Here is a 22,211-nt window from a genome sequence, read left to right as displayed (position 1 = left end):
CGGTGCGCACGGATCGGACGGGAGCGCTACCCTTGGGAAGTGACCCCTGACGACGCAGCACTGACCGACGCCCCCGAAGAACTCCCCGCCACGCCCGGATTCGAGGAGCTCGGCATCACCGGGCCGGTCCTCAAGGCCATTCGCGATCTGGGGTACGAGACGCCCTCCCCCATCCAGGCCGCCACCATTCCGACCCTGCTGTCGGGCCGCGATGTCGTGGGCATGGCGCAGACCGGAACGGGAAAGACGGCGGCCTTCGCCCTGCCGGTGCTCGAGCGGCTCGACGTCTCGCAGAAGACCCCGCAGGCCCTCGTGCTCGCGCCGACCCGGGAACTCGCGCTGCAGGTGTGCGAGGCCTTCGAGTCGTACGCCTCGAAGATGAAGGGCGTGCACGTGCTCCCCGTGTACGGCGGGCAGGGCTACGGCGTGCAGCTGTCGGCGCTGCGACGCGGTGTGCACGTGGTCGTCGGCACCCCCGGTCGCATCATGGACCACCTCGCCAAGGGCACGCTCGACCTCTCCGAGCTGCAGTACCTGGTGCTCGACGAGGCCGACGAGATGCTCAAGATGGGCTTCGCTGAAGACGTCGAGCAGATCCTCGCCCAGACCCCCGAGGAGAAGCAGGTCGCCCTCTTCTCCGCCACGATGCCGCCGACGATCCGTCGCCTCGCGCAGAAGTACCTGCGCGAGCCCGAGGAGATCACGATCACATCGAAGACGGCGACGAACAAGAACATCACGCAGCGCTACCTCGTCGTCTCGTACGCGCAGAAGGTCGACGCTCTCACCCGCATCCTCGAGGTCGAGAACTTCGACGGCATGATCGTGTTCGTCCGCACGAAGAACGAGACCGAGACCCTCGCCGAGAAGCTGCGTGCGCGCGGTTACTCCGCTGCCGCGATCAACGGCGACGTACCGCAGGTGCAGCGCGAGCGCAGCGTGAATCAGCTGAAGGACGGCAAGCTCGACATCCTCGTCGCCACCGATGTCGCCGCGCGCGGTCTCGATGTCGAGCGCATCAGCCACGTCATCAACTTCGACATCCCCACCGACACCGAGTCGTATGTGCACCGGATCGGCCGCACCGGTCGCGCCGGCCGCACCGGCGATGCGATCAGCTTCATCACCCCGCGCGAGCGCTACCTGCTGAAGCACATCGAGAAGGCGACGCGCCAGGAGCCGACGCAGATGCAGCTTCCGACGACGGAGGACGTGAACTCGACGCGCCTGTCGCGCTTCGACGACGCCATCACGGCTGCACTCGGCGACGCCGGTCGGATCGAGTCGTTCCGCGACGTCATCGCCCACTACGTGCGCAACCACGACGTGCCCGAGGCGGATGTCGCGGCGGCGCTCGCGATCGTGGCGCAGGGCGACACCCCGCTGCTCCTCGACCCGACCGACGACCCGCTCGCGAGGGCCGTGGCGGCCGACAACCGTCCGCCGCGCGAGCGCGCGGGCCGCGAGTCGCGCGAGCCGCGCACGGAACGCCGCGGACGGGGCGACTACGTGCCGTACCGGATCGAGGTCGGGCGCCGTCATCGTGTCGAGCCCCGCCAGATCGTGGGCGCGCTCGCCAACGAAGGCGGCCTGGGCCGCGACGACTTCGGCGTGATCAACATCCGTCCCGACTTCTCGATCGTCGAGCTGCCCGCCAACCTCGATCCGGCGGTGCTCGACAAGCTCAGCGGTACGAGGATCTCGGGGCGGTTGATCGAGATCCGCCCGGATCGTGGCCCGGGGGCGCGCCGCTCGTCCGGACCCCGTGACGGCGCAGCTCGGGGCGACCGGTTCGAACGACGGGATCGCGACGACCGCCCGCGGCGGGATCGTGACGAGCGACCGTCGCGAGACGACCGCCCCGCGCGCGAGGATCGCGGCGACAAGCCGTTCCGCAAGCCGCGTCACAAGAACTGATCCGAACGAGAAGGGCCTCCCCACCGGGGAGGCCCTTCTCGTTCACTCCTCGGTCGCGTCGAGGGCAGCAGGGCCCTCGGTGACGAGCAGGTGGAACTGCGCCGCATCGAGGATGCGGATGCCGAGGTCTTCGGCCTTGCCGAGCTTCGACCCGGCTCCCGGGCCGGCGGCGACGAAGTCGGTCTTCTTCGACACGCTCGACGCGGCTTTGCCGCCGGCACGGATGATCGCCTCCTGGGCGCCCTCGCGGGTGTAGCCCTCGAGAGAGCCCGTCGCGACGACGGTCACCCCGTCGAGCACCCCCCCGGCCGCCGCAGCGGCACCCGGGCCGGGGTGACCGGGAATCGCCCACTGCACGCCGGCAGCGGACCAGCGCTCGACGATGTCGACGTGCCAATCGACCGCGAACCAGTCCAGGAGGGAGTCGGCGATGATGCCGCCCACCCCCTCGACAGAAGCGAGCTCGTCGCGCGATGCCCCACGGATGGCATCGAGAGAGCCGAACCACTGGGCGAGGGCCCGCGCCGCGACCGGCCCGACGTGGCGGATGTTCAGGGCGACGAGAAGACGCCAGAGATCCTTGGTCTTCGCCTTCTCGAGTTCGGCCAGCAGCGTCACGGCCTGCGACGACGGCTGCGGACCGCTCGCACCGGCCGTGCGCTCGGCGGCGGTGGGATTGCGCCGGAACGGCGACCGCGTCTTCACGAGGCCGTCGTCATCCTGCTTGGGGAGCCCGGTCTCGGCGTCTCGTACGACGACCTCGATCGGAACGATCTGCTCGAGGGTCAGATCGAACAGACCCGCTTCGGTGGCCAGAGGAGGCTCCGCCGGGGAACTCGGCTGCGTCAAGGCGGCCGCCGTGACCTCTCCCAGCGCTTCGACGTCGAGGGCCCCCCGGGAGCCGATGTGCTCGACGCGGCCGCGCACCTGGGCGGGGCACGAACGCGCGTTCGGGCAGCGGAGGTCGATGTCGCCCTCCTTCATGGGCCGCAGCGGCGTGCCGCACTCGGGGCAGTCCGCCGGCATGACGAATTCCCGCTCGGTGCCGTCGCGCCGTTCGACGACCGGCCCCAGCACCTCGGGGATCACGTCTCCCGCCTTGCGGAGGACGACCGTGTCGCCGATCAGCACGCCTTTCGCCTTGACGACATCCTTGTTGTGGAGGGTCGCCTGTCGCACCACCGAACCGGCCACCTGGGCAGGGGCCATGACGGCGAAGGGCGTCGCTCGTCCGGTGCGGCCCACCGACACCACGATGTCGAGCAGCTTCGTCTGCACCTCCTCCGGAGGGTACTTGTAGGCGATGGCCCAGCGCGGCGCGCGGCTGGTCGCGCCCAACTCGTCGTGCAGGGCGAGTTCGTCGACCTTCACCACGATGCCGTCGAGCTCGTGCTCGACGTCGTGACGATGCGCGCCGTAGTGCTCGACGAAGGCGGTGACCTCGTCGATCCCGTGGCAGACCCGGGTGTGCGGGCTGGTCGGCAGCCCCCAGGCGGCGAGAAGGTCGTAGACCTCGCTCTGCGCCTGCACCGGCGGATGCTGCCAGGCGCCGATGCCGTGCACGTACAGCGAGAGCGACTCGATGCGCAGCAGACCGGCCTCGAGCTCCAGCCCGTTCTTCTTGTCGATCTGCTGACGCAGCCCTCCGCTCGCGGCGTTGCGCGGGTTGGCGAACGCAGGAAACCGCCGTGCTGCGGCCGTGCGCGCCTTCTCCTCGTCGAAGGGTCGCTTGGCGCCGCCACGTGCCTCCCAGCGGGCCCGAGCCTCGTCGAACGTGCGCTCGCGGAACTCGGCCTGCGCGGCGTTGAGGCGTTCGAACGCGGCGACGGGGATGAAGACCTCACCGCGCACCTCGACGATCGGCGGGCGCCCGTCGCCGACCAGACGCGCCGGGATGTCGGCGAGGCGCAGAGCGTTCTCGGTCACGATCTCGCCGACACGGCCGTCACCGCGGGTCGCCGCCGAGGTGAGCACGCCGTTCTCGTAGCGTAGGTTGATCGCCAGACCGTCGATCTTGAGCTCGGTGAGCCAGGCCACATCGCGCCCGGCGGACGCCCGCGTCTTGAGCGCCCACTCGCGCAGCTCGTCGAGCGAGAAGACGTTGTCGAGACTGAGCATCCGCTCGGCATGCTCGATGGTGGCGAGTCCCGTCGCCTCGGCGGCTCCGACCATCTGGGTCGGCGAGTCCTGGCCCTGCAGCTCGGGGTGCAGGCGCTCGAGCTCCTCGAGACGGTGCATCCATCCGTCGTAGGTCGCGTCGTCGACCAGCGAGGTGTCTCTGCCGTAGTAGGCATCTTTCGCCTCGAGGATGCGGGAGGTCAGCTCCTGCGCCTCGGTGCGGGCGTCGTCCAGCGAAATGATGTCGGGCACCCCGTCAGTCTACGAGCGCCCACCGACATCGCGATGGCGACGGTTCAGGCGTCGACGGGAACGGCAGACACCGTGCGGTCGATCGTGAACTGGCCCAGCACCCGCGTTCCGACGTACAGCACCGCCGTCTGCCCCGGCGCGACGCCGTCGAGCGGCACCGATGGCACCACGCGCACCCCGGAGTCGTCGACGGACGCCTCCGCCTGCACCGGCTCCGCGTGCGCCCGGATCTGCACGTGGCAGTCGAAGGTCGCCTCGGTCGGGGCCGCCCCCGCCCAGCTGAAGCGCTCCCCGGAGATCTCCCGCGTCGCCAGAGCCTCTTTGGGCCCCACGACCACGGTGTTCGAGACCGGACGCACCTCCAGCACGAAGCGGGGCTTGCCGTCGGCGGCCGGGATCCCCAGCTTGAGGCCACGGCGCTGGCCCACCGTGTAGGCGTGCGCACCCTCGTGGGAACCGACGACGGCGCCGGTGCGGTCGACGATCTCGCCCGTCTCGCTGCCGACCTTCTCGGCCAGCCAGCCCCGCGTGTCGCCGTCGGGGATGAAGCAGATGTCGTGGCTGTCGGGCTTCTGCGCCACGCTCAGACCGCGATCCTCCGCCTCGGCGCGCACCAGCGCCTTCGACGGCGTCGATCCGAGCGGGAAGTACGTGTGGGCGAGCTGCTCGGCCGTGAGCACCCCGAGCACGTACGACTGGTCCTTCGCGTTGTCCGACGCCCGGTGCAGTTCGAGACCGCCGGGGCCGTCAACCAGCGTGGCGTAGTGGCCGGTGCACACGGCGTCGAAGCCGAGCTCGATGGCACGCTCGAGCAGCGCCGCGAACTTGATCTTCTCGTTGCAGCGCATGCACGGGTTCGGGGTGCGACCCGCGCGGTACTCCGAGATGAAGTCGTCGATCACGTCGTCGCGGAATCGCTCCGAGAAGTCCCAGACGTAGAACGGGATACCGAGCCGGTCGGCGGCGCGTCGGGCATCCATCGCGTCCTCGATGGTGCAGCAGCCGCGGCTCCCGGTGCGCAGCGTGCCGCCCGCTCGGGACAGGGCGAGATGCACACCGACCACATCGTGCCCGGCGTCCACCGCGCGCGCGGCGGCCACCGCGGAGTCGACTCCACCGCTCATGGCTGCCAGGATGCGCATGGGTCCAGTCTACGAGCGCGGGGCTGTACGGGCGCCCGATGCCCGCGCGTACACGTCGGCGATGACCTCGACCACCGCATCGACGTCGCCCTGGATCGACGTGCGTCCCAGGCTGAACCGCAGCACGCTGCGGGCGTCGGCCTCGCTGCGCCCCATCGCGCGGACCACGTGGGAGGGCTCGGCGACCCCGGCCTGACAGGCCGACCCCGTCGACGACGCGATGCCCGCGACGTCGAGCAGGAAGAGCAGGCTCTCCCCCACCGCTCCCGGGAACAGGAAGTGCGCATTGCCGGGCAGTCGCTCCTCGGGATCGCCGAGCAGCTCGGCCTGCGGAACGCGGGTACGGATGCCGTCGACGAGCCGATCCCGCAGCGCGTGCAGGCGTCGGGACTCCGATGCGCGCTCCGCTTCGGCCAGTTCGAGGGCACGGGCGAAGGACGCCGCCCCCGGGACATCCTGCGTCCCCGCTCGCAGCCCTCGCTGCTGCGCCCCGCCGCGAAGAAGACCGGACATGCGCGCGGTGCGCGCGACGATCAGCGCACCGACGCCCACGGGAGCACCGATCTTGTGACCCGCCACGCTGAGCGCGACCAGACCCGCACCGTCCGGAGCGTCGCCGCGCCACCCGCGGAACGACATCGGGACGTGGCCCAGTGCCGCCACGGCGTCGAGATGGAGCGGTACGCCGGCCGCCGCCGCGGCGGCGGACAGACCGAGCGGGTCGTTGAGCGTACCGACCTCGTTGTTCGCGACCAGCGCGGTCGCGAGGGCCGCGCCGGGGAGCGCCGCCGCGAATGCCTCCACGGGAATCCGCGCCTGCGCATCCACGCCGACCTCGCGCAGCTCGGCGCCGTCGTCAACCAGTGCCTGTGCGGTATCCATGGTCGCGTGGTGCTCCGCATCCGGCAGGACGATCGCGCGCGTGCCGTCCGCCCGCCGTCGCCACAGCCCCTGCAGCGCCAAGTTGATGGCCTCGGTCCCTCCCGAGGTGAGCACCACCTCGATCGGGTCGGCCTGCAGCACGGCGGCGATCCGCTCGCGCGACTCCTCCAGCACCCGGCGCGCATCCTGTCCGGCGCCGTGGGTCGATGACGCATTCCCGACGACCTCGGCTGCCGCGAGCCACGCCTCGCGTGCCTCCGCACGGAGCGGGGTGGTGGCGGCATGGTCGAGATAGTGCATCCCTCCACTCTGACGCATCGCGGGGTCGATCGGGCGCTGGGACCCGGTCCGCTCCGGGCTGGAACTCATGCGCAGCGCTCTAGGGTGTATTCATGCCCGTGTCCCGTGATACCGCCATTCCCGGTGGCTCGATCCTCGACGATCTCGGCGTCCGTCTGCACGACGGTGTCGGCACCCTGCGGGTGTGGTCGAAGAACGCCTCGTCGGTCGAACTCGTCGTCTTCGACTCCACCGACCTGGACTGGGTCGTCGACCAGGCATCGCTGGAGCGTCTCCCGGGAGGCGTGTGGCAGGTCACCACGCCGCTCCTGCAGCCCGGCGTCCGCTACGCCATCCGCGTCGGCGGGCCGCACGGCCCCGGCAACACGTTCAATCCCGAGGCGCTGCTGCTCGACCCGTATGCACGAGGCCTCGCGCAGGGCGGCGGCTACGAGGAGTGGCGCTCCGTCGTCGTCGTCGACGGGTTCGACTGGGGTGAGTCGCGCAAGCCGCGAGTGCCGCTCGACCGCACGGTGATCTACGAGGGGCACCTCAAGGGCCTCACGAAGCGGCACCCCGACGTGCCGCCGGCCCTGCACGGCACGTACGCCGGGCTCGCGCACCCGGCGATGATCGCGCACCTGCACTCCCTCGGCGTCACGTCGGTCGAGCTGCTCCCCGTGCATGCCTTCGTGCCGGAACCCCGTCTGCTCGAGCGCGGACTCACGAACTACTGGGGGTACAACACCCTGAACTTCTTCACGCCGCACACCGCCTACGCCACGGAGTCGGCCCGTCGCGGCGGACCCGAGGCCGTGCTCGCCGAGTTCAAGGGAATGGTGCGCCTGCTGCACGAGGCCGGGCTGGAGGTCATCCTCGACGTGGTCTACAACCACACCTCCGAGGAGGGACTGGGCGGGCCGCGCTCGAGCCTCCGCGGCATCGACAACGCGAGCTACTACCGCCAGCAGGCTTCCGGCGCGTACATCGACACGACCGGCTGCGGCAACACACTCGACACCTCGACGGATGCCGGCGCGAGACTGGTGCTCGACTCCCTGCGGTACTGGGCCGAGGAGATGCAGATCGACGGGTTCCGCTTCGATCTCGCGACGGCGCTCGCCCGTGACGCCTCGCACACCTACAGCCCCGAACATCCCCTCCTCGCCGCCATCGCAGCCGACCCGGTGCTCAGCGAGTCGAAGCTCATCGCTGAGCCCTGGGACGTCGGCCTGGGCGGCTGGCAGACCGGGAACTTCCCCACCGGCTGGCACGAGTGGAACGACCGGTACCGCGACCGCGTGCGCAACTTCTGGCTGAGCGACATCGACTACGCCCGACGCGCCTCCGCCCCCGTCGGGATCGGCGGCTTCGCCACCCGCCTCGCCGGTTCGTCGAACACCTTCGCCGAGGAGCGCGGGCCCCTGGCGAGCGTCAACTTCGTCACGGCGCACGACGGTTTCACGCTCCACGACCTCGTCTCCTACGACGTCAAGCACAACGAGGCCAACGGCGAGAACAACCGCGACGGGGCGGACACCAACCGCGCCTTCAACCACGGCGTCGAAGGACCGACCGACGACGCCACGATCCTCGCCGCCCGCCGGAAGGCGATGCGCAACCTCCTGGGCACGCTCCTGCTGTCGGCCGGCATCCCGATGCTGACCGCGGGCGACGAGGTCGGACGCTCGCAGCGCGGGAACAACAACGCCTATGCGCAGGACTCCCCGCTCACCTGGCTCGCCTGGGACTACGAGCCCTGGCAGCTCGACCTCCAGGCCCACGTGTCGCGCCTCATCGCGCTGCGCGCCGAGAACCCGGCGCTGCGCCCGAGCCGTTACGCGCGCCTGGGTGAGCACATCCCGAACGCCTCGGTCATGGACTGGTACGACCACGACGGCGAGACCATTCAGAGCGAGCAGTGGACCGACCCCGGCAAGCGGACGCTGCAGTACGTCGCGGCATCCACCCCGGATCGCGAACCCGCCAACCGCATCCTGCTCGTCGTGCACGGAACGGAGGCGCCGATCGACATCCGTCTCCCCGACGTGCTCGAGAACGCGACGCGCTTCGTCTCGCTCTGGTCGAGCGCCGACGAGCGCCCGTCCGACGAGCAGGAGTCCTTCGCCCCCGGCGACATCCTCCCCACCCCCGGCACGTCGATGCGGCTGTTCCGGGTCGAATGATGTCGGTCCCGAGCGCTCTTGTCCACCCACTGCGGCGGATCTGATCCGGAGCGGTACATTCGGGTTGTGCCTGCCGCTGCTGGAATCACCCCGCCCCCGACTCTGCGGAGTCCCGCCCGGATCCCCGTGCGCCCCGGCCCTGCGCCGACGGCGGAGCAGGGAGTGCGCACGCCGCGCATCCCCCTGCTCGACGGCCGCCCCGCCGTGCCCGGCGGCTTCCCCGCCAAGGCCTTCGTCGGAGAGGTGGTCCCCTTCCGCGTCGTCGCCTTCCGCGAGGGCCACGACATCATCGGCGTACACGTGCGCCTCACCGACCCGCGCGGGGAGGAGAGCCTGCACCGCCTCACCCCGCTGAACGACGGCACCGACACCTGGTCCGTCGACATCGCGCTCGACGCGCAGGGCCCCTGGACGTACCGGTTCGAAGCCTTCGCCGACGACTTCGCCACCTGGGCGCACGCGGCTGAGGTGAAGGTCGCAGCGGGAGTCGATGTGCCCGTCATGGCAGCCGCCGGTGCGCAGCTGCTCACCCGCGCCGCGGCGGAAAAGGATCGGCCGGCGGCGCAGCGCACGCTGCTCCGTGCCCACGCGAAGTCGCTCGCCTCGGGAGAGGCGGCGGTGACGACGGCGCTGTCGACCGATCGCGAGCTCGCCCGCATCTTCGCCGAGCTCCCCCTCTCGTCGCTGCACTCGGTCTCGGCCGAGCAGCGACTCATGGTCGACCGCACCGCCGCCGGAGCGGCGGCGTGGTACGAGTTCTTCCCGCGGTCCGAGGGTGCGAAGCGACTCAAGGACGGCACCGTGAAGAGCGGCACCTTCCGCACGGCGGCGAAGCGCCTCCCGGGCGTCGCGGCCATGGGCTTCGACGTGGTCTACATCGTGCCGGTGCATCCGATCGGCGAGACGAACCGCAAGGGGCGCAACAACACATTGACCACCGAGCCCGGCGACCCCGGCTCGCCCTACGCGATCGGCTCTGCCGACGGCGGCCACGATGCGATCGACCCGAGTCTCGGAACACTCGCGGACTTCCGCGGCTTCGTCCGCGCGGCGAAGAAGGAGGGTCTCGAGGTCGCGATGGACCTCGCACTCCAGGCGTCGCCCGACCACCCGTGGGTGCAGGCGCACCCCGAATGGTTCACGACCCTCCCCGACGGCAGCATCGCCTACGCCGAGAACCCGCCGAAGAAGTATCAGGACATCTATCCGCTGAACTTCGACAACGACCCGGCCGGCATCTATGCCGAGATGCTTCGCCTCGTGCAGCACTGGGTCGCGCAGGGGGTCAAGATCTTCCGGGTCGACAACCCACACACCAAGCCGCTGCAATTCTGGGAGTGGCTCATCGCGACCGTGAACGCCGCGGACCCCGACGTGATCTTCCTGGCCGAGGCGTTCACCCGTCCCGCCGTGATGCGCGCCCTCGCGGCGGTCGGGTTCCAGCAGAGCTACAGCTACTTCACCTGGCGCAACACCAAGGCCGAACTCGAGGAGTTCCTCTCGTCCGTCTCGCACGAGACGAGCGACTACATGCGGCCCAACCTGTTCGTGAACACGCACGACATCCTCACCGAGTACCTCCAGTTCGGTGGGCGCTCCGCGTATCGCATCCGTGCCTGCATCGCCGCGACCGCGGCCCCCCTCTGGGGCGTGTACGCCGGCTACGAGCTCTTCGAGAACGTCGCACGCCCCGGCTCGGAAGAGAACATCGACAACGAGAAGTACGAGTTCAAGTTCCGGGATTGGGACGGGGCCGAGGAACGCGGCGAGTCGCTCGCCCCGCTGCTCCGGCACCTGAACGCGCTCCGCCGCGAGCACCCCGCGCTGCGCCAGCTGCGCAACCTGTCCGTGCACTGGAGCGACGACGATCAGATCCTGGTCTACAGCAAGCACCTCGACGCCGCGTTCACCGGGACGGATGCCGATGACACGCTCATCGTCGTCGCCAACGTCGATCCGCACTCCGTGCGCGAGACGACGGTGCATCTCGACACGACGGTGTGGGGGGTGCCGCTGGGCGAGGAGTTCGAGGTCGAAGACCTCCTGACTGGCGCCGTCTGGACCTGGGCCGACCACAACTACGTACGCCTCGACGCCTTCGTCGAGCCCGTGCACATCCTGAAGGTGAGGAAGCGAGCATGACCCACGTCGAGGACTCCCCCGCGACCGCGGACTGGCAGGCCGTCGCCGACGGCACCCATCACGACCCGCACGCCGTTCTCGGTGCGCACCCGTCGCCCGACGCGACCGGCCGCACGCACACGGTCATCCGCGTGCGTCGTCCGCTCGCGGCCCGTGTGGCAGCCGTGTTCGACGACGGTTCGCGCCTCGAGCTCGCGCACGTCGCCCACGGCATCTGGGAAGGGCGCCATGTCGGACCGGCGGTCCGGTACCGTATCGCCGCCGCCTACGGCGACGACCCCGAGATCGTGACGGGCGACCCCTACCGGCACGGTCCCGCGCTCGGCGAACTCGACATCCACTTGCTGGCCGAAGGACGCCACGAACGGCTCTGGGAGGCGCTCGGCGCGCATCCACGAAAGATCGACGGCGACACCGGCGTGGCCTTCGCCGTTTGGGCCCCGAACGCCACCGCGGTGCGCGTCGTCGGCGATCACAACGGCTGGAGCGGCGAGGGCAACGCCATGCGCTCCATGGGCGGCAGCGGCGTGTGGGAGCTCTTCGTGCCCGACGCGACGGTCGGCACCCGGTACAAGTACCAGATCCGCACCCGCTCGGGCGAGTGGATCATGAAGGCGGACCCGGTGGCCGGCTGGTCGGAGGTCCCGCCGGACACCGCCTCCGTCGTGACCGCGTCGTCGCATACGTGGTCGGACGGCGCCTGGATGACGCGGCGTGCCGCGACGCACGCCGTCGCGCAGCCGCTCTCGATCTACGAGGTGCATGTCGGCTCGTGGCGGGGCGGCCTCGGTTACCGCGAACTCGCCGACCCGCTCATCCAGCACGTCACGGAGACGGGCTTCACGCACGTCGAGTTCATGCCCCTCGCCGAGCATCCGTTCGGCGGTTCCTGGGGCTACCAGATCAGCGGGTACTACGCACCGACCAGCCGCTTCGGCACGCCCGATGACCTGCGGTACCTCATCGACCGCCTGCACCAGGCCGGCATCGGCGTGATCATGGACTGGGTGCCGGGGCACTTCCCCAAGGATGCGTTCGCCCTCGCACGCTTCGACGGTCAGCCGCTCTACGAGCACCCCGACCCGCGCCGCGGCGAGCACCAGGACTGGGGCACGCTCATCTTCGACTACGGACGTCCAGAGGTGCGCGGCTTCCTCGTCGCGAACGCGCTGTACTGGCTCGAGGAGTTCCACGTCGATGGCCTGCGGGTGGATGCCGTCGCCTCCATGCTGTACCTCGACTACTCCCGCAACGCCGGCGAGTGGGAGCCGAACATCCACGGCGGCCGCGAGAACCTCGAGGCGATCCGGTTCCTGCAGGAGGTGAACGCCACGGCCTACCGGCTGCATCCCGGCGTCATGATGATCGCCGAGGAGTCGACGAGCTTCCCCGGCGTCACCGCGCCCACCGACCACGCCGGCCTCGGCTTCGGGTTCAAGTGGAACATGGGTTGGATGAACGACTCGCTGCAGTACATCGCCCGCGACCCGATGTACCGCGCGCACCACGAGGGCGAGATGACGTTCTCCTTCGTGTACGCGTTCGGCGAGAACTACCTGCTCCCCATCAGCCACGACGAGGTCGTGCACGGCAAGGGCAGCCTGGTGAACAAGATGCCGGGCGATCACTGGCACAAGCTCGCAAACGTGCGCGCCTATCTCGCTTACATGTGGGGTCACCCCGGCAAGAACCTGCTGTTCATGGGGCAGGAGTTCGGGCAGCTCGGCGAGTGGTCCGAGGCGCGCGAGCTCGACTGGTGGCTGCTCGACCAGCCGTCGCACCGGCAGCTGCAGGACTTCATCGGCGCGCTCAACGCGACGTACCGGTTCCAGGCGCCGCTGTGGGAGCGCGACAACGACGGCAGGGCCTTCGATCGGCTCGGCGCCCCCACGTGGGACCCCTCGATCATCGCGTTCGAGCGCCGCGATTCGCACGGCGGACGTGTCGTCGTCGTGAGCAACTTCTCCGGTGTTGAGCGCTCCGGCTACCGGCTCGCTCTGCCGACCGACGGCGTCTGGGAGGAGATCCTCAACACCGACGCCGCAGCGTACGGAGGCCGAGGAACGGGCAATCTCGGAATGGTCGTCGCTGAGGGCGAGCACGACGGGGCGGTGGCGACCATGACGCTGCCCGCACTGTCGACGCTGTGGCTGCGTCACCAGCCCGAGCCGCACGTGCCCACCATCACGCACGGCTAGCAGGCGAGACGAGGATGGCCCGGGTGGGAACCCGGGCCATCCTCGTCAGAACAACAGCGAGGTGAGTCTGTTGCGGGCGGCAGCCACGCGCGGGTCGCTCGCACCGATCAGGCCGAAGAGCTCCACGAGCCGCTCACGGACCGGACCGCGGGACTCCGCCGGCAGCGCGGCGAACAGGTCGAGCAGTCGACCGAACGCATCGTCCACATGGCCGCCCGCGAGGTCGAGATCCGCCACGTCGAACTGCGCCTGCACGTCGAGGGGCGCGGCAGCAGCGGCGGCGCGAGCCTGCTGCAGATCGAGCCCCTGCACGCGGTCGAGAAGACGAACCTGGCCGAGCCCCGCGATCGCGTCTTCGTCGCGCGGGTTCTCCGCCAGCGCCTTCTCGTAGGCCACGACGGCGGCCGCATAGTCTCCCGCCTCGATGGCGGCGAACGCCTCTGCATGCAGGGGCGGCAGCGGAGGTTCTGCGGGCTCCTCGTCGCTCTCGGCGGCTGCGGCGACATCGAGCGTTCCCGTCACTCCGTTCTGCGCGGCGAGCTGCAGCAACTGCGCGAAGACCTGTCGCATCTGCTCCTCGGGCACGGGACCGTTGAACATTGGCACGGGTTGCCCGGCGATCACCGCGACGACCATCGGGATCGCCTGCGCGCGGAAGCTCTGGACGAGCTGCGGGTTGGCGTCGACGTCGACTCGGGCGAGAAGCACCCGGCCGCCCAACTCACGCACGATGCGTTCGAGGACGGGGCTGAGCTCCGTGCTCGGGGCGCTCCACGCCGCCCCCAGATCGACGACGACGGGGACGGTCCGCGATGCTTCGAGGACCTGCCCGAACGACTCGTCGGTCGCGTCGACGACGACATCGGCGACGCCGGTCGATCCGGCTGTGGGCGCGGAGCCGGCCGGTGCGCTGGGCCGGTTACGCAGGCTCGACAGGTCGACAGCGCCGCGCAGGGCGGCGGGAGAGAGCTCGGTCACGGGATCACCTCTACGGAGACGAGGTCCTGGCGGGATGCCAGGAGCTTGATCTGCTCCGACGACCCCTGGGCGGGGACGGCGAAGAACAGCTGGAATTCGTAGGTCGTGACGACGCCCTTCGCGGATTCCGACGCTCCAGTCAGCGCCTTCGCCTGGGCGTTGTCGCCGAAGCGGATGACCGCGTCGCTCGACGTCGGCTTGACCGTCTCCGCGTCGGTGACCGTGACCGCGACGATCGCGCCGCTGTCGAGCGTCGTCATCGAGACCGGCGCGTCATCGGTGGGCGCCATGTCGAACGTCACCTCCGACGTCTCCGCCGCCCCGTTGTCGCTGAGCGTCTGGACGACGGTCTGGCGGCTCTCGGAGATGGAGCTGGCGAGCCGCCGCGAGAGATCGTCGAACTGGCCGTACGACGCGCTCTGCTCTCCGGTGTCGACCACGTCGGAGAACGCCGCGGCGAGATCGGCCGGAGCAACGCTGAGGAACGCCGAGTCCTGCGGAACCATGGCGGTTCCGAGCCAGGCCGCCGCGACTTCCGGGAACACCGCATCGGCGGACATGTCGGCGATGTTGGTCACCTTGTAGTTCGACCACGGGTCCTGCTGCGTCATGGTGAGGATGACGGGCGGGACGGTGTCGTCGTCCGCACTCTTCGACAGGAGCAACGCGGTGCGGGGCCAGCGGTCCGTCGCCTCGGGAAGAACCACCTCGACATCGTCGGTCGGGATGGCCGCCGGGGCCGGCGTGTCGGGAAGCGCGGTGCGTAGCGCGTACTCGGTGGTCCGCGCCACGAGCGCGGGTCCGTCGAGGCGCGTCTTCGCGAGGTCGAGATCCATCGCGGTGTCGGCGGCGGTCAGCGTGCTCGAGACCTCGCCGAGGATGCGCTCGGCCTGCGACTCGGTCACGGCCGGCGGCTTCTGGTTCTCGGGAGCGATGACCGTCGGAGTGGGCGACGGCGTGGCGGACGGGTCTCCGACCTGCGGCCAGGACTCCGGCGAGCAGCCCGTGGCGAGGATCGCGGTGAGTCCTACGACGGGGATGGCGAGCAGACGGAGGCGGCGCCGCGGGGTGCGGGCATGCATCGAGGTCTTCCCCTCCTGATCGGGGCGCTCCGAGGTGTCGGCGGTCTCGCCGGGAGCGGACGGACGGGCGGTGTGGGCGTCTCGGTCGGAAGCCACGTCGTCGGCGGGTGTCTCCTCGATCGCCTCGCGCTCGGCGGGCGGCAGGGCCGCGACGTCGATCGGCTGGGTGACGGGCAGCGGACCGGGGCCCTTGCGGCGCGGCCCGCGGCCGCGGCGCTGGTGCCGGATGGCGAGGATGTAGAGCACGAGCCCGGCGAGGAGAGCGGCACCGCCCGTGACGAGAAGGGGCCCGGCCCACGGAGTGGAGTTGTCGATCGGCCAGGACGCCACGATCTGGTCCGGGGCGTCCTTCGAGCCGTCGTACGACACGAGCACGCTCACCCCGTCGGGCAGCTGCATGTTCTTGACCTCGAGCTCGTCGGTGTCGGTGAAGGACTCGAGCCAGAGATCGGAACCGGCGGGGTTCCGTCCGGCGTCGGTCGACGCCCCGTCTGCGGCCGCATCATCGGCGGCTGCATCGTCAGCGGGGGCGTCATCGGTGGACGCGTCGTCGGCGGCAGCATCATCGGTCGCCGCCACATGCTCCACCTCGAAGTCGCCCTGGTCGTCGACCCCGACACGGTTGTACTCCGCGCCGCCCAGCCACGCCTCGATGTCGGCCGCCCGGCCGTAGGCGGCGAAGATCTCTCCCTCGCCGTCGATCAGCAGCTTCTGCGCGCCGGGATGGGCACGCAGCACGTCGCCGTCGATCATGACGTAGGGAGCGGGTTCTTCGACCTGCACCTTCTCCGTGACGGACGAGGGGCCCAGGAAGACCGTGCGCTGGGCGATGCCCGCTCCGATCAGGACCGCGGCCAGGACGAAGGCCACGACGGCCCATACGAAACGCACGAATAGTCTCCTCACGCATCGCAGACGACGTCGGCGACGCAACACTCGACATTCCAGGTTAGCGAAACCTCCTGTGTGTTGCCCACATAACGTCGGGAACGGAGAGGCGACCGGCCGCGGACCTCACTCCATGGGAGCATCGAAGTCGACGTGGTCCACCGAGCAGGAGCAGCGATGAAGATCCACAACCCGTTCCGCACCGCCCTCGTGGCGACCCTCGGCGTCGGTCTCGGCATCCTGCTCATCAGCAGCCTCGAGAGCCTCTCCACCGTTCTGCTCTACGTCGGCACCGCTCTGTTCCTGAGCCTCGGCCTCGATCCCCTGGTGTCCTTCCTCGAGCGCCGTCGTCTCCCCCGCTGGCTCGCGGTTCTCGTGACGATCCTCGGCGTCCTGGCGATCTTCGGCGGCATCGTTCTGATCGTCATCCCCGTGCTCGTCAACCAGATCTCGCAGCTGGTCTCGGAGATCACGGCGATCGTGCAGCGAGGCACCCTGCTCGAAGACACCATGGCCTGGATGGAGGATGCCTTCCCGAACCTCCGGGTCGACCTCGTCTTCGACTACATCGCCGACTGGCTCGATACCAACCTCGCCGAGATCGGCGGCACGATCGGTCAGGGGGTCATCACCGCGAGCGGTGCGCTCCTGTCCGGTCTCTTCGGCGCGTTCATCGTCCTCATCCTGACCATCTACCTCACCGCCTCGACGCCCTCCCTCAAGCGCGCGGTCTACCAGCTGGCACCCGCATCCAAGCGCGACCGCTTCATCGACCTCGCCGACCAGATCACCGACTCGGTGGGCTACTACGTCATGGGCCAGGTCTCGCTCGGCGTGATCAACGGCGTCCTCAGCGCGATCTACCTGTCGATCATCCAGGCGCCCTTCCCCGCAGTCCTGGCCGTCATCGCGTTCTTCTTCTCGCTGATCCCTCTCGTGGGCACCCTGACAGGGTCGACGATCATCGTTCTGATCTGCCTCATCCCGGGTCTCGGCTCGCCGCAGACCGCGATCGCCGCCGGGATCTGGTACCTGATCTACATGCAGATCGAGGCTTACGTGATCTCCCCGCGCATCATGAGCCGTGCCGTGTCCGTCCCCGGGGCGGTGGTGGTCGTCGCCGCCCTCGCCGGAGGAAGCCTGCTCGGACTGCTGGGGGCCCTGATCGCGATTCCCGTCGCGGCGAGCATCCTGATCCTCTACCGGCAGGTGCTCATCCCCCGCATGAACGAGCTGTAGTCGGTCAGACGGGTTCCGACCACTCCGTCGGGAGCGGGAGGGCGTCGGGATTCACGGCTGCGACGATCTCGGTCAGCACCCGCCGGGTCTGTGACTCCCCCACCCACAGGTGCTTGCCCCCCTCGACAGCGATGAGGTGCGCCTGCGGGATCGATGCAAATCGCGCTCGCGCCTCGTCGGGACGCAGGTAGTCGTCGAGTTCGGGCACCAGGATGACGACCTCGCGGTCGGTCGACGCCCAGGCCGCGACCTCGTCGTCGGACGCCCGATGCAGCGGCGGCGAGAGCAGGATGATCCCCTCGATCGCGTGGTCGCGGCCGTATTTGAGCGCCAGTTCCGTGCCGAACGACCACCCGAGCAGCCAGGGACGAGGCAGCGCCCGCTCGTGCACGAACGCCATCGCCGCGGCGACGTCGAACTGCTCGGCCGCCCCTCCGTCGAATGCGCCGTCGCTCGTTCCCCGCGGCGACGTCGTCCCCCGGGTGTTGAACCGCAGCACGGCGAGGTCCGCCAGTGCGGGGAGCCGCGCCGCCGCCTTCCGCAGGATGTGCGAATCCATGAAGCCGCCGGCCGTCGGGAGCGGATGCAACGTCACCAATGTGGCGACGGGTTCTCCCGACTCCGGGAGCGCCAACTCCCCCACGAGCGTCAGGTCGTCGGCCGTGCGCAACTCGATGTCCTCCCGCCGAGCCGGGAGCTCCAGCGGTCCGCGAATCTCGAGCGTCGTCATGCCAGCCTCCAGCAGTGCGTGTGCCAATGTCGTCGCGCCGCGAGATCCGCCGCGTCGCCGAGCACGCCGTCGGCTCGCCACGCGACGAGATGCGCGGTGCCGACCGCGATCCCCCGTCCGCATCCGGGGCAGATGTACTCCTTCTGCGCCTGTGCTGCGGAGACCGGCTGCACGGTCCACTCGGACCCGCGCCTCGTCTCGGTGCGCTTCCATCCGGCCAGAAGCCGGTCGAAGGAATCGTCAGCGTCGGGGCGTGCCGGAGGACGCCTGCGGGAGCGCGGCATCGTGCTCGCTCACCACCAGTGGTTGTTCACCCAGAAGGCGTGCGCTCCGGCCCAACTCCCGTAACGCCCCACGGCGTATCCGGTCGCCCACCGCAGGTTGTCGACCGGGTCGTAGCCGTTCCCCGGCACCTTGCTGCAGGGCAGCGCCTGGACCAGACCGCACGCTCCGGACGACTTGTTCGTCGCGTTCGGGTTCCAGGTGCTCTCGCGGGAGACGATGTAGTCGACGTAGCCCCAGTCGGACTCGGCGATTCCGGCCGCGGCCATCCACTCGGCCGGAGCGCCGCCGCCGGTGTAGTACAGCGGCGACGGGGCGGGGCGGGCACCGCTGGACTTAGGTTCGGAGCTCTCGGCCGCCGGCTCGGGAGTCGGGGTCGGAGTCGGCTTTGGGGTCACGTACACCTCGAACGAACCGCGGGTAGTCGCTGCGATCTCGGCGCCCTCGCCGCTCACGGTGATGTTCTGCGTGTCAGCGAGCGCCACCGAGTAGAGGGAGTCCGGCGCCTCCTCCTGAGGCGGATCCGCCAACGCGATACCCGCCGGTGCGACGATCGCGGCGGCGAGACCGGCGACGGCCACCGACGCGAAAATCGAGGCAACGCCGCGGCGACGGGACCAGCGCCGCGTCCCGCGGCGCGCGGAGGCCACCGTCGCTGCCGGAACCGGCGAGGCGTCGGGGCGCGCGGAGTCGATGTCGTTACGGGTGTTCACGATGCCCTCCACTCTACGCGGGCCTGGCTGGGATCCGGGTGGGAAAACGTCATCGCACCGCGAGGATCACATCGATGGTGGCATCCAGCAGGGCGTCCACCTGCTCTTCGCGATACCCCCTGCGCTGCATGCGGAACGCGGCGGAACGGAGCTGCTCGGCCGACAGCTGCTCGCCGTCGCGAAGGTAGCGCACGATGCGGGACGCGACGTGATCGACTTCGTCGACGCGGTAACCGAACGTCAGCACGCCGGTGCGGGCGAACTTGCGTCGACGGGGGCGCGCGAGGTGGTCGAGGATGACCTGAGCCTCGTCACGCGCGCGCTCGACCCACGCCGCAGCGCCCCCGGACCGAACCGCGCGGTCGCGCTCCCGAGCCGCGAAAGCGTCTTCCACTCTCGCCAGTGCGGCATCGACGTCGCGGACGACGTATCCCCCCTTGGTGAGAGGGAACGAGGCCATGCGGATGTCATCGGCCGCGAGCTCGCCGCCGTGCTCGAACGTCTCGCGCGCCGAGGCGAGGAACGCGTCCACGGCGCCGCGGTGGTAGCCCAGCGTGCGGCCGGACGTCACCGGGAACGCGGGCGATGCCTCTTCTACGGCCGGAGCATCTGTCGTCGTCTCTGTCATCACAGCACCACCCAGGGAGAGAGGAGGAAGTAGAGGCCGAGCGCCGGGACCGTCGAGAGCAGGATGCTGTCGAGGCGGTCGAGGAGGCCCCCGTGTCCCGGCAACCAGGAGCTCATGTCCTTGATGCCGAGATCGCGTTTGAGCATCGACTCGCCCAGGTCGCCCAGGGTCGCCGACGTGAGAACAGCCGCGCCGAGGATCACTCCGCCCCACCACGGAAGTTCGAGGAGGTAGATGGCCAGGAGAACCCCGGCCCCGATCGAGGCCACGACGGCGCCTCCGAAGCCTTCCCAGGTCTTCTTCGGGCTGATCCGTGGAGCCATCGGATGGCGCCCGAAGGCCAGGCCCGCGGCGTAAGCGCCGGTGTCTGCCGCGACCGCGATGGCGATGAATCCCAATACCCACCACTGTCCGCCCTCCTGATCGAGGAGGATGAGGGCGATGCCGGCGAGGAACGGCACGTAGACCTGCACGAACCCGCCGATGACGGCATCCGCGAGGACGTCGCCGTAGGTGCGACCGTCCCGCGCGGCCATCTGCGCGATCAACCGCCAGACGATCACGAAGGCGACCGCGAGGAAGAGGGCGACCCAGTACAACCACAACTCGGCGAAGTACGCCGCGAGCACGAGCAGCGTCGCTGCGGCGAGCTGCGGCGCGACATCGACCCGACGCCCGGAGGAGCGGAGCGCCCGTGTCAGCTCCCAGACCCCCAAGAGGGCGGCTGCGAGAGCGAACGGCACGAAGAGGATCTTGACGAAGAGCAGCGACGCGAGCAGCGCGGCGCCGAACGCGAGTCCGATGACGATCGCCAGGATGAGATCGCGTCCGGTGCGCTGCTTGATCCGCTCGTTCGCCTGGTCGAGCTGATCCCTGGCGTGCGACACGTGGGTGCCGAACTCGTCGCGCGCCGCGCGCCACTGTTCGCGGATGACGCTGTGATCGGCGGTGGACAGGGTCGGGGCGGTGCCGGGCGCGGCCTCCTGCGGGAGAGGCGGACGGGGAGGAACCGCTGTTGCGTCGAAGCCCGGGAACGCCGCGTCGCCGAGCGGCGTCGCAGCGTCGGCAGCAGGGTTCGCCCGCGCCTCACGACGCGTCATCGACGCGCCGTCCTCAGGATCCCGGGAATCAGACATCCGTCCTCACACCTCGAGGAGCTCGGCCTCTTTGCGCTTGAGCGCGTCGTCGATGAGGTCGACATGCTGACGGGTCAGCGCGTCGAGCTCCTTCTCACCGCGGGCGATCTCGTCCTCGCCGATCTCGCTCTTCAGCGCGTCGAGGTCGTCCTTCGCCTTGCGACGGATGCCGCGCACGTGCACCTTCGCGTCTTCGGCCTTGGTCTTGACCAGCTTCACGTACTCCTTGCGACGATCGGCCGTGAGCTCCGGCATCGTGACGCGCACGAGGTTGCCGTCATTGGTCGGGTTCGCGCCGAGGTTCGGCATGTCGCGAATGGCCTGCTCGATCGCCTTCAGCGCCGACTTGTCGTACGGCGTGATGATGAGCGTGCGCGCCTCCTGGTTCGCGAGCGACGCGAGCTGGGCGATCGGCGTGGGCGTGCCGTAGTAGTCCACGAGCACCTTCTGGAACATCTGCGGGTTGGCACGACCCGTGCGCACCGTGGAGAAGTCCTCCTTGGCAGCTTCGACCGCCCGGTTCATGCGGGTGGTGGTTTCAGCGAGGACGTCCGCGATCACGGTGGCTCCTATCGTCGGGGTGTTCTGTGAATTCTATCGGGCGGCAGGCGGTGACCCGTGCGCCGCGCTCAGGTCGTGACCAGCGTGCCGATGGGCTCGCCGCGGAGCGCACGGGTGACGTTGCCCGCGGGCTCCATGCCGAACACGCGCATGTGCATGTCGTTGTCCATGCAAAGGCTGAACGCCGTCGAGTCGACGACCTTGAGCCCACGCTGCAGGGCGTCGCTGTAGGTGACCCGGTCGATGCGCTCCGCATCGGCGTGCTTGTTCGGGTCGGCGGTGTAGATGGCGTCCACGCCGTTCTTCGCGACCAGAACCTCCTGCGCGCCGATCTCGAGGGCACGCTGCGCCGCGACCGTGTCGGTCGAGAAGTACGGAAGGCCCGCACCGGCGCCGAAGATGACGACGCGACCCTTCTCCAGGTGACGCTCCGCACGACGCGGGATGTACGGCTCCGCGACCTGCGTCATCGAGATGGCCGACTGCACGCGGGTGGCGGCACCCGCCTGCTCGAGGAAGTCCTGCAGAGCGAGGGCGTTCATCACTGTGCCGAGCATGCCCATGTAGTCGGCGCGACCGCGGTCCATGCCGCGCTGGCTGAGCTCGGCTCCTCGGAAGAAGTTGCCTCCGCCCACAACGATCGCGACCTCCACCTCGTCGACCGCGGCGGCGATATCGCGGGCGATCTGACTGACGACGTCCGGGTTGACGCCGAGCTGGCCGGCCCCGAATGCTTCGCCGGAGAGCTTGAGCAGGACGCGTCGGCGTCCAGTGCGTTCGGTCATGGGTGGTGTCCTCTCATCCCGATTCAAGATAGTGCCTCATGGGCATGAAGAAGGGGTTCGGATCTGACGATCC

General features: G+C 69.7%; 17 protein-coding genes. 5 read left to right on the top strand and 12 right to left on the bottom strand.

All coding sequences use genetic code 11. The features are described 5' to 3' along the window. Window positions 1–39 precede the first annotated feature (39 nt). Complete coding sequence (locus RWS82_RS04335; RefSeq protein WP_400190058.1) at window positions 40–1,917, top strand: DEAD/DEAH box helicase; 1,878 nt, start codon at window positions 40–42, stop codon at window positions 1,915–1,917. A gap of 42 nt (window positions 1,918–1,959) precedes the next feature. On the opposite strand, the gene ligA is transcribed toward RWS82_RS04335, so the two are convergent. The 3 genes from ligA to RWS82_RS04320 are packed head-to-tail and all read right to left on the bottom strand — an operon-like array spanning window position 1,960 to window position 6,611. Further along, entirely contained in the window at window positions 1,960–4,287 is a 2,328-nt protein-coding gene (ligA, locus tag RWS82_RS04330; protein ID WP_314647283.1) for an NAD-dependent DNA ligase LigA, read from the bottom strand. 44 nt (window positions 4,288–4,331) lie between these two features. Continuing rightward, window positions 4,332–5,429 (bottom strand): tRNA 2-thiouridine(34) synthase MnmA, encoded by a 1,098-nt coding sequence (mnmA, locus tag RWS82_RS04325; protein ID WP_314647281.1) that lies wholly within the window; start codon window positions 5,427–5,429, stop codon window positions 4,332–4,334. A gap of 9 nt (window positions 5,430–5,438) precedes the next feature. After that, window positions 5,439–6,611 (bottom strand): cysteine desulfurase family protein, encoded by a 1,173-nt coding sequence (locus RWS82_RS04320; protein WP_314647280.1) that lies wholly within the window; start codon window positions 6,609–6,611, stop codon window positions 5,439–5,441. Between the two features lie 92 nt (window positions 6,612–6,703). Here RWS82_RS04320 and glgX point away from each other — a divergent pair, with 92 nt between their 5' ends. The 3 genes from glgX (at window position 6,704) to glgB (ending at window position 13,116) form a co-directional block, all read left to right on the top strand. Further along, on the top strand, window positions 6,704–8,776 hold the full coding sequence (gene glgX / locus RWS82_RS04315; protein WP_314647278.1) for a glycogen debranching protein GlgX: 2,073 nt from the start codon (window positions 6,704–6,706) through the stop codon (window positions 8,774–8,776). Window positions 8,777–8,842: 66 nt separating this feature from the next. Then, window positions 8,843–10,918, top strand: a complete 2,076-nt coding sequence (locus RWS82_RS04310) for an alpha-1,4-glucan--maltose-1-phosphate maltosyltransferase (RefSeq protein WP_400190057.1) — start codon at window positions 8,843–8,845, stop codon at window positions 10,916–10,918. Beyond that, the gene (glgB, locus tag RWS82_RS04305; RefSeq protein ID WP_314647277.1) at window positions 10,915–13,116 is read left to right on the top strand and encodes a 1,4-alpha-glucan branching protein GlgB; all 2,202 of its coding nucleotides are present in this window, start codon (window positions 10,915–10,917) and stop codon (window positions 13,114–13,116) included. The genes RWS82_RS04310 and glgB overlap by 4 nt, the downstream gene beginning before the upstream one ends. Window positions 13,117–13,161: 45 nt before the next feature. Here the strand turns inward: glgB and RWS82_RS04300 are convergent, their stop codons facing one another. Both RWS82_RS04300 and RWS82_RS04295 read right to left on the bottom strand, forming a co-directional pair. Continuing rightward, entirely contained in the window at window positions 13,162–14,094 is a 933-nt protein-coding gene (locus RWS82_RS04300; protein WP_314647276.1) for a tetratricopeptide repeat protein, read from the bottom strand. After that, on the bottom strand, window positions 14,091–16,067 hold the full coding sequence (locus tag RWS82_RS04295) for a glycosyl transferase (RefSeq protein ID WP_314647275.1): 1,977 nt from the start codon (window positions 16,065–16,067) through the stop codon (window positions 14,091–14,093). Before RWS82_RS04295 ends, RWS82_RS04300 begins: the two co-directional genes overlap by 4 nt. A gap of 174 nt (window positions 16,068–16,241) precedes the next feature. On the opposite strand from RWS82_RS04295, the gene RWS82_RS04290 reads away from it, so the two are divergent. Further along, window positions 16,242–17,303, top strand: coding sequence for an AI-2E family transporter (locus RWS82_RS04290; protein ID WP_314647271.1), 1,062 nt, complete (start codon window positions 16,242–16,244; stop codon window positions 17,301–17,303). A gap of 4 nt (window positions 17,304–17,307) precedes the next feature. On the opposite strand, the gene RWS82_RS04285 is transcribed toward RWS82_RS04290, so the two are convergent. The 7 genes from RWS82_RS04285 to pyrH form a co-directional block, all read right to left on the bottom strand. Continuing rightward, the gene (locus tag RWS82_RS04285; RefSeq protein ID WP_314647270.1) at window positions 17,308–18,033 is read right to left on the bottom strand and encodes an alpha/beta fold hydrolase; all 726 of its coding nucleotides are present in this window, start codon (window positions 18,031–18,033) and stop codon (window positions 17,308–17,310) included. Continuing rightward, window positions 18,030–18,317, bottom strand: coding sequence for a hypothetical protein (locus RWS82_RS04280; RefSeq protein ID WP_314647269.1), 288 nt, complete (start codon window positions 18,315–18,317; stop codon window positions 18,030–18,032). Before RWS82_RS04280 ends, RWS82_RS04285 begins: the two co-directional genes overlap by 4 nt. 9 nt (window positions 18,318–18,326) lie before the next feature. Beyond that, entirely contained in the window at window positions 18,327–19,028 is a 702-nt protein-coding gene (locus tag RWS82_RS04275) for a transglycosylase SLT domain-containing protein (RefSeq protein ID WP_314647267.1), read from the bottom strand. Between the two features lie 49 nt (window positions 19,029–19,077). Beyond that, window positions 19,078–19,656 (bottom strand): DivIVA domain-containing protein, encoded by a 579-nt coding sequence (locus tag RWS82_RS04270; protein ID WP_314647265.1) that lies wholly within the window; start codon window positions 19,654–19,656, stop codon window positions 19,078–19,080. Continuing rightward, entirely contained in the window at window positions 19,656–20,792 is a 1,137-nt protein-coding gene (locus RWS82_RS04265) for a phosphatidate cytidylyltransferase (protein WP_314647264.1), read from the bottom strand. Before RWS82_RS04265 ends, RWS82_RS04270 begins: the two co-directional genes overlap by 1 nt. Window positions 20,793–20,798: 6 nt before the next feature. Next, complete coding sequence (gene frr / locus RWS82_RS04260; RefSeq protein ID WP_314647263.1) at window positions 20,799–21,353, bottom strand: ribosome recycling factor; 555 nt, start codon at window positions 21,351–21,353, stop codon at window positions 20,799–20,801. 68 nt (window positions 21,354–21,421) lie between these two features. Continuing rightward, entirely contained in the window at window positions 21,422–22,138 is a 717-nt protein-coding gene (gene pyrH / locus RWS82_RS04255; RefSeq protein ID WP_314647261.1) for a UMP kinase, read from the bottom strand. Window positions 22,139–22,211 lie beyond the last annotated feature (73 nt).

The organism is uncultured Microbacterium sp. (assembly GCF_963528945.1).
Lineage (GTDB): Bacteria > Actinomycetota > Actinomycetes > Actinomycetales > Microbacteriaceae > Microbacterium.
The sequence above is the reverse complement of the archived record's forward strand: the minus strand, read 5'-3'. Positions and strand labels throughout refer to the sequence as shown.